Genomic DNA, 17,380 nt, shown 5'->3' with positions numbered 1-17,380 from the left:
TATCAAAATAGGAAAAAATAATGGATACTTCAGTAAACTTTTTGAGTGATAAAACTGGTTTAGAAATAGCTGTTATTGGGATGAGTGGCTGTTTTCCCAAAGCTCAAAATATTGAGCAGTTCTGGCAAAATCTCCGAGACGGAGTAGAGTCAATTCATTTTTTCAGCGATCAAGAACTCAAAGATTTAGGTGTAGATTCTGCTCTTCTGACAAACCCCTATTATGTTAAGGCAGAGGGTGTAGTTGAAGACATAGATTTATTTGATGCTTCATTTTTCGGCATAAATCCCAGAGAAGCTGAAATTATGGACCCCGGACTCCGTTTCTTTTTGGAATATGCATGGACAGCACTTGAAAATGCTGGCTATAGTTCCGAAGCTTACAATAAGCCGATTGGAGTTTATGCTGGTTTTGGTTTTGGCGGTTATTTACCTAATATTTATTCAAATCCTGAGATTGTAGACTCTGTTGGCCAACAACAAATAGAGAAAGGAATCTCTCCAGCTTCCGTTACACTTGCTTCTTACAAATTAAACTTGCAGGGCCCAAGTTATGCAGTTCAAACCACCTGCTCAAGTTCATTGGTTGCTTTACATTTAGCCTGCCAAAGTTTGCTAAGTGGTGAGTGTGATGTTGCTTTGGCGGCAGGAGTTTCAATCTCAGAAGCAGTCGGTTATATGTATCAGCAAGAAGGAACTTCATCTCCTGATGGACATTGCCGTGCTTTTGATGCAAAGGCCAAGGGATGTCCGAGAGGAAGGGGTCTAGGTATTGTAGTTTTAAAGCGTTTAGAGGAAGCGATCGCAGATGGAGACTGCATCCATGCGGTGATCAAAGGTTCAGCTATTAATAATGATGGAGCAAACAAAGTTAGCTATACTGCACCCAGCGTTGATGGTCAGGCAAAAGTTATTAGAGCGGCTCAGATGATGGCTGAGGTTGATCCCGAAACAATTACTTATATAGAGGCTCATGGAACTGGAACTGCTCTTGGAGATCCGGTGGAAATTGCAGCCTTGACACAAGCTTTTCGGAGTAAAACTCAGAAAAAGGGCTTTTGTGCGATCGGTTCTTTGAAAACCAACCTTGGACATTTGGACGAAGCTGCTGGAGTTGCAAGTATAATCAAAACCGTCTTAGCTCTCAAGCATAAACAGATACCACCTAGCTTAAACTTTGAAGAAGCATCACCCCAGATAGATTTTGCTAATAGTCCTTTTTACGTTAACAACACATTGTCTGAGTGGAGAAGCAATAACGCTCCTCACCGTGCTGGAGTTAGTGCTTTTGGTTTTGGCGGGACAAATGCCCATGTAATTTTAGAGTCAGCTCCAATAATTAAACCCTCCAGTTCTTCTCGACCCTGGCAGTTATTATTACTTTCAACCAAAACTAGCACAGCACTGGAAACTGCAACAGAAAATCTAGCTAATCATCTCCAGAAGCATCCAGATTTAAATCTTGCTGATGTTGCTCATACTTTGCAAGTAGGTCGCTGGACTTTGAACCATCGCCGAATGGTAGTTTGCCAAGATCAAGAAGATGCAATCAAGGCATTGCAAGACCCTCAAAGAGCTTTCACTGTTTACCAAGAACCTTGCAATCGCTCTGTAGTGTTTATGTTTTCCGGGCAGGGTTCGCAGTATGTAAATATGGGTCGGGAATTATATGAAAGTGAAACAGTATTTAGAGAGCAAGTTGATTACTGCTGCGAACTGCTCAAACCTCTCTTGGAAGTAGACTTGCGTACAGTCCTCTATCCCAGCGAAGAAAAAGCTCAAGAAGCAACACAAAAGTTGCAGCAAACAGCAATTACTCAAGCAGCTTTGTTTGTGATTGAATACGCTCTAGCCAAGTTATGGATGGCGTGGGGCGTGCGTCCTGAGACTATGATTGGTCACGGTGTCGGAGAGTATGTAGCTGCAACTGTGGCCGGAGTTTTCTCTTTGGAAGATGCCTTGGCAATAGTAGCGAATCGAGGAAAACTCATGCAGCAGTTGCCTTCGGTTCAGATGATGGAACCGATCATTGAGACTTTCACCTGCTCATTACAAAAAGTAAAACTCAATCCACCGAAAATTCAGTTTGTGTCCAATGTCAGCGGAACTTGGATTACCCCTGCCGAAGCGACAGACCCCAACTATTGGGCTGGGCATTTAAGGCAACCAGTGCGTTTTAGCCAAGGGGTAACAGAGTTACTCAAACAGCCAAAGCGAATACTTTTGGAAATTGGCCCAGGACAGACTTTAAGTGATTTGGCTAAACAAGATCAAGCCGATGAATTAATAACACTAACCTCTATACGGCATCCTCAAGAGCAACAATCAGATGTAGCATTTTTACTTAATACCTTGGGTAGGCTTTGGGTAGTAGGAGTTCAAATTAATTGGTCTGGTTTTTACCTAAATGAAAAGCGTCATCGTGTACCTTTACCAACTTATCCTTTTGAGCGCAAACGTTACTGGCTTGAGGTAAATCGAAATGCACCTCTGGCAATGATGGCGCAAAAAACCTTAGACTTCGACAAGAAACCAGATATTGCTGACTGGTTCTACATTCCTCGTTGGAAGCAATCTACACCACTTAAGCTTTTTGGAAAGGAAAAACTGCTAGAGCAACAGTCATGCTGGCTAGTGTTTGTTGATACCTATGGAGTTGGGGCAGAAATTGCCGAAAAACTCAAAGAACAAGGTCAGGATGTAATTACTGTAGAGGTTGCAGATAATTTCGCGAAACTTAGTAGCTGTAAATATACCATTAATCCGCAACAAAGGGATGACTATGATACCTTGCTTCAAGCACTACAAGAACAGAATTGGACTCCAGAAGCGATCGCTCATTTTTGGAGCGTTACTCCCAACGATACCTTACTCAGTCAAGAGCTAGATGAACAAACACAACATCAATTTTTTGAAGATTGTCAGTATCTCGGTTTCTGGAGTCTGCTCTTTTTGGCACAGGCGTTAGGAAAACAAGATATTAGCAATTCTCTGAAGTTGATGGTTGTAACCAGTAATTTATATGATGTAACTGGCTCAGAAAAATTGTGCCCCTCTAAGGCAACTGTATTAGGGCCATGTAAGGTAATTCCAAAAGAATATTCAAACATAAATTGCGGCACTATCGATATAGTAATACCTTCTTCAGAAACCCTGCCAGGAAAAAAAGTTTTAGACAATCTCATCACAGAATTTACAGCAGAGCAAACCGAGGATATAGTTGCCTACCGTGGATCTCATCGCTGGATTCAATCCTTCGAGCAGGTGCGTTTGGAACAGAGCATAGCTGATAAAACTAAGTTAAGGGAAGGAGGGGTTTACTTAATTACTGGTGGACTAGGTGGCATTGGTTTAGTATTAGCAGAACATCTAGCTCATACTGTGCAAGCTAAGTTGATTCTAGTTGGACGAAAGAGGATTCCTGAAAAAGATCATTGGCCTCAATGGTTGGCGAATCATGATGAACAAGATAAGGCTAGCTGTATAATTCGTAAAGTGCAATTATTGGAGGATCTCGGCGCAGAAGTTTTGGTAATTAGTGCGGATGTGACTAATTACGAACAAATGCAAGCTGTGATTACTCAGTCAATAGAAAAATTTGGTCAGATTAATGGTGTTATCCATTCGGCTGGGATTCCTGGTGGTGGTCTGATCCAATTTAAAACGCAGGAGATAGCAAAGAAGGTACTAGCAGCAAAAGTCAGAGGAACGATATTATTAGAGCAAGTTTTTCAGAATATTAATCTAGATTTCTTGGTACTTTGTTCATCCCAAAGTTCTATATTGGGTGAATTTGGACAGGTAGATTATTGCGCGGCTAATGCATTTCTTGATGTATATGCTTATAATCAGGCTTCTAAATCTGAACGATTAACAATATCAATCGACTGGGGCGCTTGGCAAGAAATAGGGATGTCAGTGGATGCGGAGAGTATATTACCAGATAAAATCCAAAATGTACTTCAAAAACATCTCAAAGAAGGAATACTGCCCGAAGAAGGGATTGATGCTTTTGAGCGCGTTTTGGGAAGTGCCTTACCTCATATTGTTGTATCATCACAAGATTTTCAAGCTTTAATTGAGCGTAGTAATTCTTTAAATTATCTGGAAGAAGGATTAAAAATTTTGGAAGATAACTCAGCTTCAGCTAGTATCTCCCAAGCAAGTCATCCTCGCCCCAATCTAGGTCATGATTATGTTGCTCCTCGTAATGAAATTGAAGCAACTATTGCTCGAATCTGGCAGCAGATCCTTGGAATTCATGAGGTAGGCATTCATGATAGCTTTTTTGATTTGGGAGGACAGTCTCTATTAGCTACTCAACTTCTCTCTCGATTGCGTGAAGAGTTTAAAGTAGAACTGTCTCTGCAAAGTTTTTTTGAAGTACCAACTATCCTCGATCAAGCATTGGTAGTTGAACATAACCGAAGTTCGGGGGAAATATATAACATAAACGTGATTGAAAGAATCGAGCGGGGTAATGAGCAACAGTTGTTGCCAAATCTTGATAACATTTCCGACCAAGAAGTTGAATTACTGTTGAATAAAATGTTAGCAGTAAAGGAGTCTGAGTCATGACTAATACTCACGATAATATTCAGGATATTTCACCAGAAAAAAAACGTGAATTTTTGGCAAAAATGCTGCAAGAAAAGGTTAGGCAGGTTGACATTTTTCCCATGTCTTTTGGTCAACAGCGACTTTGGTTTTTAGACCAATTACAACCTGGAAATTTTGCTAATCATATATGGGCAGCTTTGCGTCTTACGGGTTTCCTCAATCAAGCTGCATTCTTGCAAACCCTTGATGAAATCGTGCGGCGTCACGAAGTTTTGCGAACTACTTTCGCAACGATGGAAGGAAAGCCTGTTCAGGTAATTATTCCTACTTTAAGCTTGACTTTACCTACTATCAATCTGGAGGACTTATCTGAGATTGAGCAAGAAACTGAAGTTAAAAAGTTAGTTATACAAGAAATACAGCAACCCTTCAATTTGACCAAAGCTCCATTACTGCGAGCTACTTTGCTGCGACTGAACCAGAGAGAACATATTCTGATATTCACAATGCATCATGTAATCTCTGATGGTTGGTCAATGGGAGTACTAATTAAAGAAATTGCAGCGCTTTATGAAGCTTTCTCAACAGGGCGATTGTCTCCACTTTCGCAACTACCAATACAGTATGTAGACTTTGCAGCATGGCAACAGCGATCGCTACAAGGAGATTTACTACAATCACAAATATCTTATTGGAAAAACCAGTTAAAGGACGCACCCAAATTATTAGAGTTACCCACTGACTACCCACGTCCTGCTGTTAGCAGTTTCCGGGGTGCTACCTATTCGTTTGAGTTATCTGATGATTTATCTGTAGCCTTAAATAAATTGAGCCAGCAGTATGGAAGCACCTTATTTATGACTCTGCTGGCAGCCTTTCAAACACTTCTATGGCGTTATACAGGTAGTGAAGATATTGTAGTTGGTTCGCCCGTTGCTAATCGCAATCGTACAGAGTTAGAAGGATTAATAGGTTTTTTTGTCAATACAATTGTACTACGGACTAATTTGGCAGGTAATCCTACCTTCGAGGAGTTACTAACTCGTGTGCGGAAAGTGGCATTAGCAGGTTACGCCCATCAAGATTTACCTTTTGATCAGCTAGTAGAAGAACTACAATCACAACGAAATTTAAGCCACACACCACTATTTCAAGTGATGTTTGTGCTTCAAAATTCACCAATGCCTGCGTTAGAGTTACCTGGTTTGACTCTAAGTGTTCTAGATGTTGACAATGGCACGGCAAAGTTTGATTTGACCCTAGAGATAACAGAAAAAGCACAAAAACTTTTTGCTAATCTGGAGTTTAATACAGATTTATTCCAGGAAAGTACTATCAAGCGGATGGCTGGACATTTCCAGACGTTGCTCAAAAGTATTGTTGCTAATCCAGAGTTACGGCTTTCAGAATTATCACTGTTAACAGAACCTGAAAAACATCAGTTGCTGCTGGAGTGGAATGAGACAAAAGTTGAGTATCCTCAACAGCTATGTATTCATCAATTGTTTGAGGCACAGGTAGAAAAAACACCAAATGCGATCGCAGTCGTCTTTGAAAACCACCAACTAACCTACCGCGAACTGAACGCCAGAGCAAATCAACTAGCGCACTATTTGCAAAAGCTAGGAGTAAAATCAGAAGTATTGGTGGGGATTTGTGTAGAGCGTTCGCTTAATATGGTCATATCAATATTAGCCATCCTGAAAGCAGGTGGTGGATACATACCACTAGATCCAGCATATCCCAAAGAACGTTTAGCTTTCATATTGCAGGATGCTGAGGTTTCAGTATTACTAACACAGCAGCATTTGATAGAGAATTTACCGCAACATCAAACTAACGTTGTTTGTTTAGATACTGACTGGGAAAATATAACTCAGCAAAGCCAGCAAAACCCGATCAGTGAATGTACAACTGATAACTTAGCTTATATCATCTATACATCTGGCTCGACAGGTCAACCCAAAGGCGTGTTAGTCAATCACAGCAATGTAGTTCGTCTGTTCGCAGCCACAGAACCTTGGTATAAATTTAATCAAAATGATGTTTGGACACTATTCCATTCCATAGCCTTTGATTTCTCCGTTTGGGAACTTTGGGGTGCCCTACTGTATGGTGGAAAAATAGTGATAGTACCTTACTGGCTGAGTCGTTCACCCGAAGACTTTTACAAATTGTTGTTAACACAGCAAGTAACGGTACTTAACCAAACGCCTTCTGCTTTTTCCCAACTCATACAGGTAGAAGAATCTTTGGGAACTGCCTTTGGGCTAAATCTGCGACTGGTGATCTTCGGTGGAGAAGCACTGCAACTTGAGAGCTTAAGACCTTGGTTTGAGCGTCATGGCGACCAGTCACCCCAGTTAGTCAATATGTACGGCATTACGGAAACAACCGTTCATGTGACATATCGTCCATTGGTAAAGGCAGACTTAGAGGTAGGATTAGGAAGTATCATTGGTCGTCCAATTCCTGACTTGCAAGTTTATTTGTTAGATCGGTATCAGCAACCAGTAGCAATTGGAGTTAAAGGCGAGATGTATGTTGGTGGTGCTGGTGTCACACGAGGTTATTTAAATCGACCAGAATTAACAACTGAAAGATTTATTTCTCACCCCTTTAGCAGTAAACCAAACGCACGGCTTTATAAATCTGGTGACTTAGCACGTTATCTGCCCAATGGAGACATTGAGTACCTGGGACGTATTGACGAGCAAGTGAAAATTCGCGGCTTCCGCATTGAATTGGGAGAAATTGAAGCACTCATTAGCCAACACTTAGCAGTGCGCGAAACTGTAGTTGTGGTATCAGAGTCTCAACGAATAGTTGCTTATTTAGTCCCGCAAACCGAGCAAACACTGGTAATTTCTGAATTGCGAAGCTTTCTAGAATCAAAGTTACCAAGTTACATGATCCCAGCAGCTTTTGTATTGCTAGAGGCACTCCCACTTACACCCAATGGTAAAGTCGATCGCAAAGCATTAAGAGAACCTGATAGCGCACGTCCAGAATTGGAGACGGTTTATCAGCCACCCCAAACTGAGGTAGAAAAAACTATTGCTGATATTTGGCAAAAAGTACTTCAAGTTGAAGACGTAGGAATTCATGATAACTTCTTTGAACTTGGTGGTCATTCATTGCTTTTGGTTCAGGTTAATAGCAAATTACGTGAAGTATTTCAAAAAGATTTATCTGTCCTTGACTTATTTAGATATCCGACTATAAACTCTTTAGCAAGTTATTTGAATCAAGCTAACAATCAACAAACATTTTCTGATGTGACAGATATTGTTACTGAGAAAATTACAGATGGTAAAGTTCAACAAAGAAAGCGTCTGCAAAAACTTAAATCTATTAAAAATATTTAAATATTCTTCAAAATTATGATTATTAACACAGCAGCAACTGCTCTAAATGGTTCAGAAATAGCAATTATCGGCTTATCAGGGCGTTTTCCTGGAGCTAAAAATATTGATGAATTCTGGGATAATCTCCAAAATGGCAGAGAATCAATTTCTTTTTTTACTGATGAAGAATTATTATCATCAGAGATAAATTCATCTCTATTAAATGACCCTAACTATGTAAAAGCACAGGGTATATTAGAAGATGCAGAATTATTTGACGCAGAGTTTTTTGGCTTTAATCCTAGAGAAGCAGAAATTACAGATCCACAACACCGAATTTTTCTAGAGTGTGCTTGGTCAGCTTTGGAAAATGCTGGATATGATTCCCAAAATTATCAAGGTCTTATTGGTGTTTATGCTGGCTCTAGTCTGAACACCTACCTACTTAATATTTATCTAAATCAAAATATCATAAACTCTATTGATCCTCAGCAACTGATTATTGCAGGTAATAAAGATTTCTTAACCACTCGCGTTTCTTACAAACTCAACTTAGAGGGGCCAAGTTACGCGGTGCAAACTGCTTGCTCAACTTCATTGGTTGCTGTCCACTTAGCAATCATGAGCTTACTCAACGGTGAATGTGATATCGCTTTAGCTGGTGGGGTTGCCATCAATGCGACAAGAAAAGACGGATATATGTACACAGAGGGGGGAATAATGTCTCCCGATGGACATTGCCGTGCATTTGATGCTAATGCACAGGGAGCTGTGGGCGGTGAGGGTGTGGGTATTGTAGTGTTGAAGCGATTAGAAGATGCTTTGAGCGATCGCGACACTATTCATGCCATCATCAAAGGATCGGCGATCAATAATGATGGTTCATTCAAAGTCAGCTACACAGCACCCCGCATCGATACCCAAGCAAAGGTAATTAGAACAGCCCAAATAGTCGCCGAAGTAGAACCGGAAACTATTACTTATGTTGAAACTCATGGTACAGCAACAGCTTTAGGAGATCCCATTGAAATTGCTGCTCTGACACAAGCTTTTCGCTCTAGTACCCAAAATATTGGATTCTGCGCTATTGGTTCTGTCAAAACCAATATTGGGCATTTGGATACGGCTGCTGGTGTGACGGGATTAATCAAAACCGTTCTGGCACTCAAGCACAAACAAATACCTCCCAGCTTACATTTTACTTCGCCTAATCCCGAAATTGACTTTGCCAATAGTCCTTTCTACGTCAATACCACACTTTCCGAATGGGAAACAAATGGCACTCCCCGACGTGCAGGAGTTAGTTCCTTTGGCTTAGGGGGAACCAATGTGCATCTGATTCTTGAAGAAGCCCCGGCTGTCGAAGCTTCCAGTTCTTCTGGCTCTTGGCAACTCTTAATGTTATCCGCCAAAACTAGTTCAGCACTGGAAACGGCTACAACAAATCTAGCTAATTATTTGCAAGAATACCCTGATTTAAATCTTGCTGATGTGGCTTATACATTGCAGATTGGGCGGAGAAATTTTGACTATCGGCGTGCAGTTGTCTGCCGAGATATTCAAGATGCTGTCAACGCACTTCAAGAACCAAAGCGAGTTTTTACTAATACTCAGAAAACTCAGGAACGCCCTGTTGCCTTCATGTTTTCTGGATTGGGAACTCACTACGTTGATATGGCTCTTGAACTTTACCAAACTGAGCTAACATTTCGCACCTGTGTTGACCAATGCTGTGAACTCCTCAAACCCCACCTTAATCTTGATTTGCGAGATGTTTTGTATCCCACTAGAAACAGTGAGAATGGAAATAAACCAAATACGCTTGCTGCTGGGCTAGATTTGCGAAAAATGTTAGGTCGGGGAACAGAAAAAGCAGATGTCAAGCTGAATCAAACTTTTCTCACCCAACCAGCTATCTTCGTGATTGAATACGCTTTAGCTCAGTTGTGGATATCATGGGGAATTCGTCCTTCGGCAATGATTGGCTACAGCATCGGTGAATATGTAGCGGCAACTCTAGCCGAGGTTTTATCTCTAGAAGACGCTTTAACCCTGGTAGCGAAAAGAGCGCAAATGATTCAAGAGTTGCCAAGTGGGGCAATGCTGGCAGTCGGGCTTTCAGAGGAGGAAATACAGCCTCTGTTGAACGATAAAATCTCCATGTCTGCAATCAACGGCTCATCATTGTGTGTGATTGCAGGTTTCACAGATGCTATCGAAGAATTAGAAAGACAGTTGAGCGAACGGGGTTTAGTTGGGAAGCGTTTGCAGAGTTCCCATGCTTTTCATTCTGTGATGATGGAGGCGATCGCACCAACTTTTCACGATTTAGTTAACACATTCAGCCTCAAAGCACCGAAAATTCCCTATTTATCCAACGTTACGGGTACTTGGATTACAGCAGACCAAGCAACAGATCCCAGTTATTGGGTAAAGCATCTTTGCCAACCAGTACGCTTTGCTTCGGGAGTGCAACAATTATGGAAAAAAGATCATCCGATTTTATTGGAGGTTGGCCCCGGTCAAGCATTGAGCAGTTTCGCATCGCAATGTCTAGAAAGTGACGATAGAGCTAAGTCTGTGATCCTCCCTTCCTTGCGGCATTCTTATGAGCAACAGCCAGATGTCGCATTTTTAATGAATACATTGGGTCGCCTGTGGCTGGCTGGGGTAAAAGTAGATTGGTCTAGTTTTTATGTTCACGAACAACGCGATCGCATTCCCTTACCGACGTATCCTTTTGAACGACAACGTTACTGGATTGATGCCAATCCGGAAGCGAATTTGGCACAGCCATCGCCACAAGCATTACACAAAAAACCAAATATTGCTGACTGGTTTTATATCCCTTCCTGGAAACGCTCTTCTCATCTAGCAGCAGAATCAACACAAAAGTTATGCTATTTAGTCTTTATTGATACTCTCGGCGTAGGTTCACAAGTTGCGAAACAGTTGCAATTAGAAGGGCACGATGTCATCACTGTAAAGGTTGGAGAGCAGTTTACCAAGTTAGGCGAATGTCCTACGGACAGGCTGCGCCAACGCTCTTACGCAATTAATCCCCAAACAAGTAGTGATTATGATACCTTGCTGAAGGAACTATGGGATTTCAAACCAAATGCGATCGCAGAGCGTGCCGGATGGAATTTCGCACATTTTTGGAGTCTTAACCCCAACGCCCAGGCAGAATCATCCCATCAGTTCTTTGAAGAATGTCAAAATAATGGTTTTTATAGTCTGCTTTTCCTAGCGCAAGCATTGGGAAAACAAGAAGTTACCGACGTGCAAATTCTGGTAGTAACTAACAATGTGCAAGAGGTGAATGGCGATGAAGAGTTGTGCCCAGAAAAGGCAACTCTCATGGGAATCTGTAAAGTAATTCCCCAAGAATATCCCAACATTACCTGTCGTCATATTGATGTAGTCATTCCTGAATCAGGAACACGCCAAGAAAATCAACTCATAGACCAACTTGTAACAGAACTCGCTCAAACGGCATCTGAGAACATAGTTGCCTACCGTGGCAAACATCGTTGGGTGCAAACTTTTGAACCAATACAACTTGAGGAACCAGATCGAGAAAAAATTTCCATCAGGGAAGGGGGAGTGTATTTAATCGCTGGTGGTTTGGGAGATGTTGGCTTAGTGCTGGCAGAATATTTAGCCCAGACAGCATATACCAAACTAATTCTCACAGGACGTTCCGGTTTGCCCGCAAAATCAGAGTGGTTGCAATGGCTAGCAACTCACGATCAAAACGACAATATCAGTCGCAAAATCCAGAAAGTGCAAGCATTAGAAACATTGGGTGCGGAAGTTTTAATTTGCCGCGCCGATGTTGCTAATCTCGAACAAATGCAAGCAGTAATGACTCAAGCATCAAACCGCTTTGGTGAGATTCATGGCGTCATTCATACTGCAACTGTGAGAGTGTACAACACTGTTCAGCAGATAAGTAAAACTGAGTGTGAAACTCAATTACACTCCACAGGCTATGGATTGTTTGTATTAGAAAAAATACTACAGGAAAAACAACTCGATTTCTGCGTAGTCATATCGTCATTAGCATCTGTTTTGGGGGTACTGGGCATGGCTGCCTATCCAGCAGCGCACATATTCACGGATGCTTTTGTACACAAACACAATCAAACAAGTCTTGTTCCTTGGTTGAGTATTAATTATAGCGACTGGATTACTCAGGAATTCTCTGAATCAATAACCGTGCCCAAAGGTGCGGACTCAATGATGACGAGGCAAGAAGGTCTAGAAGTTTTTAAACGTGCTTTATCTACGAGTAAGTTTACTCAGATAGTTACATCAACTGTAGATTTGGAAGCTAGCATCAAGAGATGGATTAAACTGGAATTTAGTCAAAATTCTCAACTTGCATCAAAAACTAGTTCCGCTTCATCTTATTTAAGACCTAATTTAGATAATGACTATGTTGCTCCGAGAAGTGAGGTAGAGCAAACTATTGCTCATATCTGGCAAGAACTCCTTGGTATTAAACAAATAGGTATTCACGATAGCTTTTTTGAGTTGGGAGGAGACTCTGTACTTGGCATTCAAGTCAGTGCCAGAGCCGCTAAAGCTGGTTTTCGGCTAACTCCTCAGCAATTATTTGAACATCAGACGATCGCTAAATTAGCAGAGGTGATCGGCACAACTCAAGTTGTCCAGGCTGAACAAGGTTTAGTAACTGGTTCACTGCCCCTAACGCCGATTCAGCACAGGTTTTTTGAACGGAATATATCAGAACCGCACCACTGGAACCAGTCAATTTTTTTAGAAGCCGCAGAAGTTATCGATCCAGCAGTGTTAGAGCAAGCATGGCAGCAATTACTATTACACCACGATGCACTGCGGTTGCGGTTCAAATTTTCAGAATGTGGTTGGCAGGCAATGAATGCTGGTCATCAAGACATATCGTTTACACACATAGATTTATCGGCATTGTCATCAGATGGTCAAGAACTGGAACTAAAGACAATTACTGCTCAACTACAAGCTAGTCTCAACCTGTCAACAGGGCCGATTGTGCGGGTGGCGCTTTTTAACTTGGGTGCAAATAAATCCAGCCGCTTGCTGATCATCGTTCATCACTTGGGAGTAGATCCCGGTTCTTGGCGAGTCTTATTAGAGGATCTGCAAACGGCTTATCAGCAAATCCTTCAAGGTAAGGCAATTGAACTGCCACCAAAGACAACCTCTTACAAACAATGGGCTTTGCGACTAGAAGAATATGCTCACTCGGCAAATTTACAGAAAGCCCAAAATTACTGGTTGAGCGATCGCCACAAGCAAGTTTCTCCTCTGCCAATAGATTATCCTGGTAGCATCAACAATGTTGCATCAGAGGAAACTGTTTCAGTAACACTGAGTGCCAAAGATACTCAGGCTCTGCTTCAAGAAGTTCCAGCAATTTATCGAACTAATACACAAGAAGTTTTGCTCACTGCTTTTGTAGAAGCTTTTACACAATGGACAGGCGACAAATTACTCCTAGTTGACCTCGAAGAAAATGGGCGGGAAGTCAGTACCAGTGGTATAGATAATATAGATATCTCAAGAACTGTCGGGTGGATTACTACTACCTATCCTGTACTTCTAGATTTAGAAAAAGCTGACAATCCAGGCGATGCATTGAAAGTGGTTAAGGAGCAACTGCGTGGTATTTCTGGTGAGGGTATTGACTATGGAGTGCTACGTTATCTAAGTAAAGATCAAGATAAAATTCGATCGCTTCCCCAAGCAGAAGTAGCGTTCCTTTATGTAGGTCAGCTTGCTAAAAGTTTGCCTCAAGATTCTTTGTTCCAATTGAGTGAAAAATCCCCGGAAGCGACGAGCAGTTTGCAAGCAACTCGTCCTCATAAGTTACATCTAATTGGGTCAGTTGTCGAAGGTCAATTGCAACTGGATTGGTTCTATAGCAAGAATGTCCATCAACGTCAGACAATAGAAAAATTATCAGATAATTTTGTCAAAGCCCTCTTATCTCTAATTAGCCACTGCCAATCATTGGAAGCAGGAGAATACACCCCTTCAGACTTTTCGGCAGCAAACATAAATCAAGAAAATTTAAGCAATTTACTAGCTCAGGTTGGTCAATTAGATAGGAGTAATTTCTCATGAAGCAAAATAATATTGAAGATATATACGAACTTTCACCCATGCAGCAGGGTATGCTTTTTCACAAGCTTGCTGCACCTGATTCTGTAGTCTATTTTGAGCAAGCTTGCTTCAGTTTGCAAATTAAGCTTAATGTCTCAGCCTTTCAGAAAGCTTGGCAGCGAGTTGTAGATCGCCATCCAATTTTGCGTACCTCTTTTTATTGGGATAATCTTGATAAACCTTATCAGGTTGTCCATCAGCAAGTAGACTTACCGTGTGTATTTCAAGACTGGCGGCAATTGTCTTTTCCAGAGCAACAAAAGCAACTAAAAGCCTTCTTAAAAGCAGATGGCGCTCGCGGCTTTGAACTTTCTCAAGCTCCATTAATCCGCCTAACATTAATTCAAGTGGCTGATGACACTTATGAATTTGTTTTCAGCTTTCACCACATATTAATGGAAGGATGGTCTTTAAACTGGTTATGGAAGGAATTCTATGAGTTTTATAATGCTTTTTGCCAAGGTCAAGATTTACATCTAGAACGCCCGCGTTTCTACAGAGAATATATTGCTTGGTTACAGCAACAAAACCTGGATAAGGCAGAGGCTTTTTGGCGGCAGAAACTTAAAGGTTTCACATTCCCAACACCAATGATCGCAGGTCTGACTTCTGCTAGCTTTTCTGACCAAAAAGAAGATTATCAAAGGCAAGAAGTCTTGCTATCGGCAAATATAACAAATGCCCTAAAATCCTTAGCACGAAAACATCAGCTAACCTTAAATATCTTAATTAAAGGAGCTTGGGCTTTACTTTTAAGTCGTTATAGCCAAGAGTCAGATATAGTTTTTGGATCTACATCTTCAGGGCGACCAACTGCGCTAGCAGAAGCAGAGTCTATGATTGGACTCTTTATCAACACACTGCCATTACGAGTACAAGTGGATAGTAATGCTTTTCTCACACCTTGGTTGAAAAAGCTGCAATCCGAAGAAGTTCAGATGCGTGAGTACGAATATAGCCCGTTACTCAAAATTCAACAATGGAGTGAGATACCTCGTGGTCTACAATTATTTGATAGTATTTTAGTTTTTGATAATGAGTTAGTAGATTATAATCAAGGAGCTATTGCTGAAAGCATAGGGGTCGTTGAATCTCAGTTATTGGATGAATCTCGATCATTATTTGACTGGACAAACTACCCTCTCACCGTGAAGGTAGTGCCTAAATCAGATTTATTGAATCTGTGTATTTCATATAATACCCGTCGCTTTGATAGTCCTACTATTACCCGGATGCTGGGCCACTTCCAGACTTTATTGGGTAGTATAGTTAGTAATCCCGAACAACGGATTTCCGATTTGCAACTACTAACCCCATCTGAAGTAGAGCAATTATTAGTTGAATGGAATGATACCAAAACAGACTATCCTCAAGATAAGTGCATTCATCAATTGTTTGAGGCACAGGTAGAAAAAACACCAAATGCGATCGCAGTCGTCTTTGAAAACCACCAACTAACCTACCGCGAACTGAACGCCAGAGCAAATCAACTAGCGCACTATTTGCAAAAGCTAGGAGTAAAATCAGAAGTATTGGTGGGGATTTGTGTAGAGCGTTCGCTTAATATGGTCATATCAATATTAGCCATCCTGAAAGCAGGTGGTGGATACATACCACTAGATCCAGCATATCCCAAAGAACGTTTAGCTTTCATATTGCAGGATGCTGAGGTTTCAGTATTACTAACACAGCAGCATTTGATAGAGAATTTACCGCAACATCAAACTAACGTTGTTTGTTTAGATACTGACTGGGAAAATATAACTCAGCAAAGCCAGCAAAACCCGATCAGTGAATGTACAACTGATAACTTAGCTTATATCATCTATACATCTGGCTCGACAGGTCAACCCAAAGGCGTGTTAGTCAATCACAGCAATGTAGTTCGTCTGTTCGCAGCCACAGAACCTTGGTATAAATTTAATCAAAATGATGTTTGGACACTATTCCATTCCATAGCCTTTGATTTCTCCGTTTGGGAACTTTGGGGTGCCCTACTGTATGGTGGAAAAATAGTGATAGTACCTTACTGGCTGAGTCGTTCACCCGAAGACTTTTACAAATTGTTGTTAACACAGCAAGTAACGGTACTTAACCAAACGCCTTCTGCTTTTTCCCAACTCATACAGGTAGAAGAATCTTTGGGAACTGCCTTTGGGCTAAATCTGCGACTGGTGATCTTCGGTGGAGAAGCACTGCAACTTGAGAGCTTAAGACCTTGGTTTGAGCGTCATGGCGACCAGTCACCCCAGTTAGTCAATATGTACGGCATTACGGAAACAACCGTTCATGTGACATATCGTCCATTGGTAAAGGCAGACTTAGAGGTAGGATTAGGAAGTATCATTGGTCGTCCAATTCCTGACTTGCAAGTTTATTTGTTAGATCGGTATCAGCAACCAGTAGCAATTGGAGTTAAAGGCGAGATGTATGTTGGTGGTGCTGGTGTCACACGAGGTTATTTAAATCGACCAGAATTAACAACTGAAAGATTTATTTCTCACCCCTTTAGCAGTAAACCAAACGCACGGCTTTATAAATCTGGTGACTTAGCACGTTATCTGCCCAATGGAGACATTGAGTACCTGGGACGTATTGACGAGCAAGTGAAAATTCGCGGCTTCCGCATTGAATTGGGAGAAATTGAAGCACTCATTAGCCAACACTTAGCAGTGCGCGAAACTGTAGTTGTGGTATCAGAGTCTCAACGAATAGTTGCTTATTTAGTCCCGCAAACCGAGCAAACACTGGTAATTTCTGAATTGCGAAGCTTTCTAGAATCAAAGTTACCAAGTTACATGATCCCAGCAGCTTTTGTATTGCTAGAGGCACTCCCACTTACACCCAATGGTAAAGTCGATCGCAAAGCATTAAGAGAACCTGATAGCGCACGTCCAGAATTGGAGACGGTTTATCAGCCACCCCAAACTGAGGTAGAAAAAACTATTGCTGATATTTGGCAAAAAGTACTTCAAGTTGAAGACGTAGGAATTCATGATAACTTCTTTGAACTTGGTGGTCATTCATTGCTTTTGGTTCAAATTCATAGCAAATTGCAAAAAGCATTTCAACGAGAGTTCTCCATGATTGAAATGTTTCAATATCCCACGATTAGCCACTTAGCTAGATATCTTATTCAAGAGTCAAGCGAACAACCAAGTTTTACACAACATTCTCAGCGCCCTGAAAGCAGAACCACTTCAGTACAGCAACGTAAACAAGCTAGAAAAGAACATCGAGCAGTGACAAAGCATAAGGGTGTTTCCTCACAATAATGAACTAAAAAGCAAAATTATTCAAGGA

The 17,380-nt window shown here is 41.3% G+C and carries 4 protein-coding genes; all 4 read left to right on the top strand.

The genetic code is table 11. From position 1 onward, the window contains the following. Positions 1–20: 20 nt before the first annotated feature. Genes V7K62_RS08875 through V7K62_RS08860 form a run of 4 tightly spaced genes read left to right on the top strand, consistent with a single transcriptional unit; the run spans position 21 to position 17,352 of the window. A complete protein-coding gene (locus V7K62_RS08875; protein ID WP_334863559.1) occupies positions 21–4,577 on the top strand; it encodes a type I polyketide synthase in 4,557 nt (1,518 codons plus the stop codon). Next, positions 4,574–7,927, top strand: a complete 3,354-nt coding sequence (locus tag V7K62_RS08870) for a non-ribosomal peptide synthetase (protein WP_334863558.1) — start codon at positions 4,574–4,576, stop codon at positions 7,925–7,927. The genes V7K62_RS08875 and V7K62_RS08870 overlap by 4 nt, the downstream gene beginning before the upstream one ends. Before the next feature lie 15 nt (positions 7,928–7,942). Next, positions 7,943–14,038, top strand: a complete 6,096-nt coding sequence (locus tag V7K62_RS08865) for a type I polyketide synthase (protein WP_334863557.1) — start codon at positions 7,943–7,945, stop codon at positions 14,036–14,038. Then, entirely contained in the window at positions 14,035–17,352 is a 3,318-nt protein-coding gene (locus V7K62_RS08860) for a non-ribosomal peptide synthetase (protein ID WP_334863556.1), read from the top strand. The genes V7K62_RS08865 and V7K62_RS08860 overlap by 4 nt, the downstream gene beginning before the upstream one ends. Positions 17,353–17,380 lie beyond the last annotated feature (28 nt).

Source organism: Nostoc sp. (assembly GCF_036917935.1).
Taxonomy (GTDB): Bacteria; Cyanobacteriota; Cyanobacteriia; order Cyanobacteriales; family Nostocaceae; genus Nostoc.
This window is presented reverse-complemented; position numbering and strand designations above follow the sequence as displayed.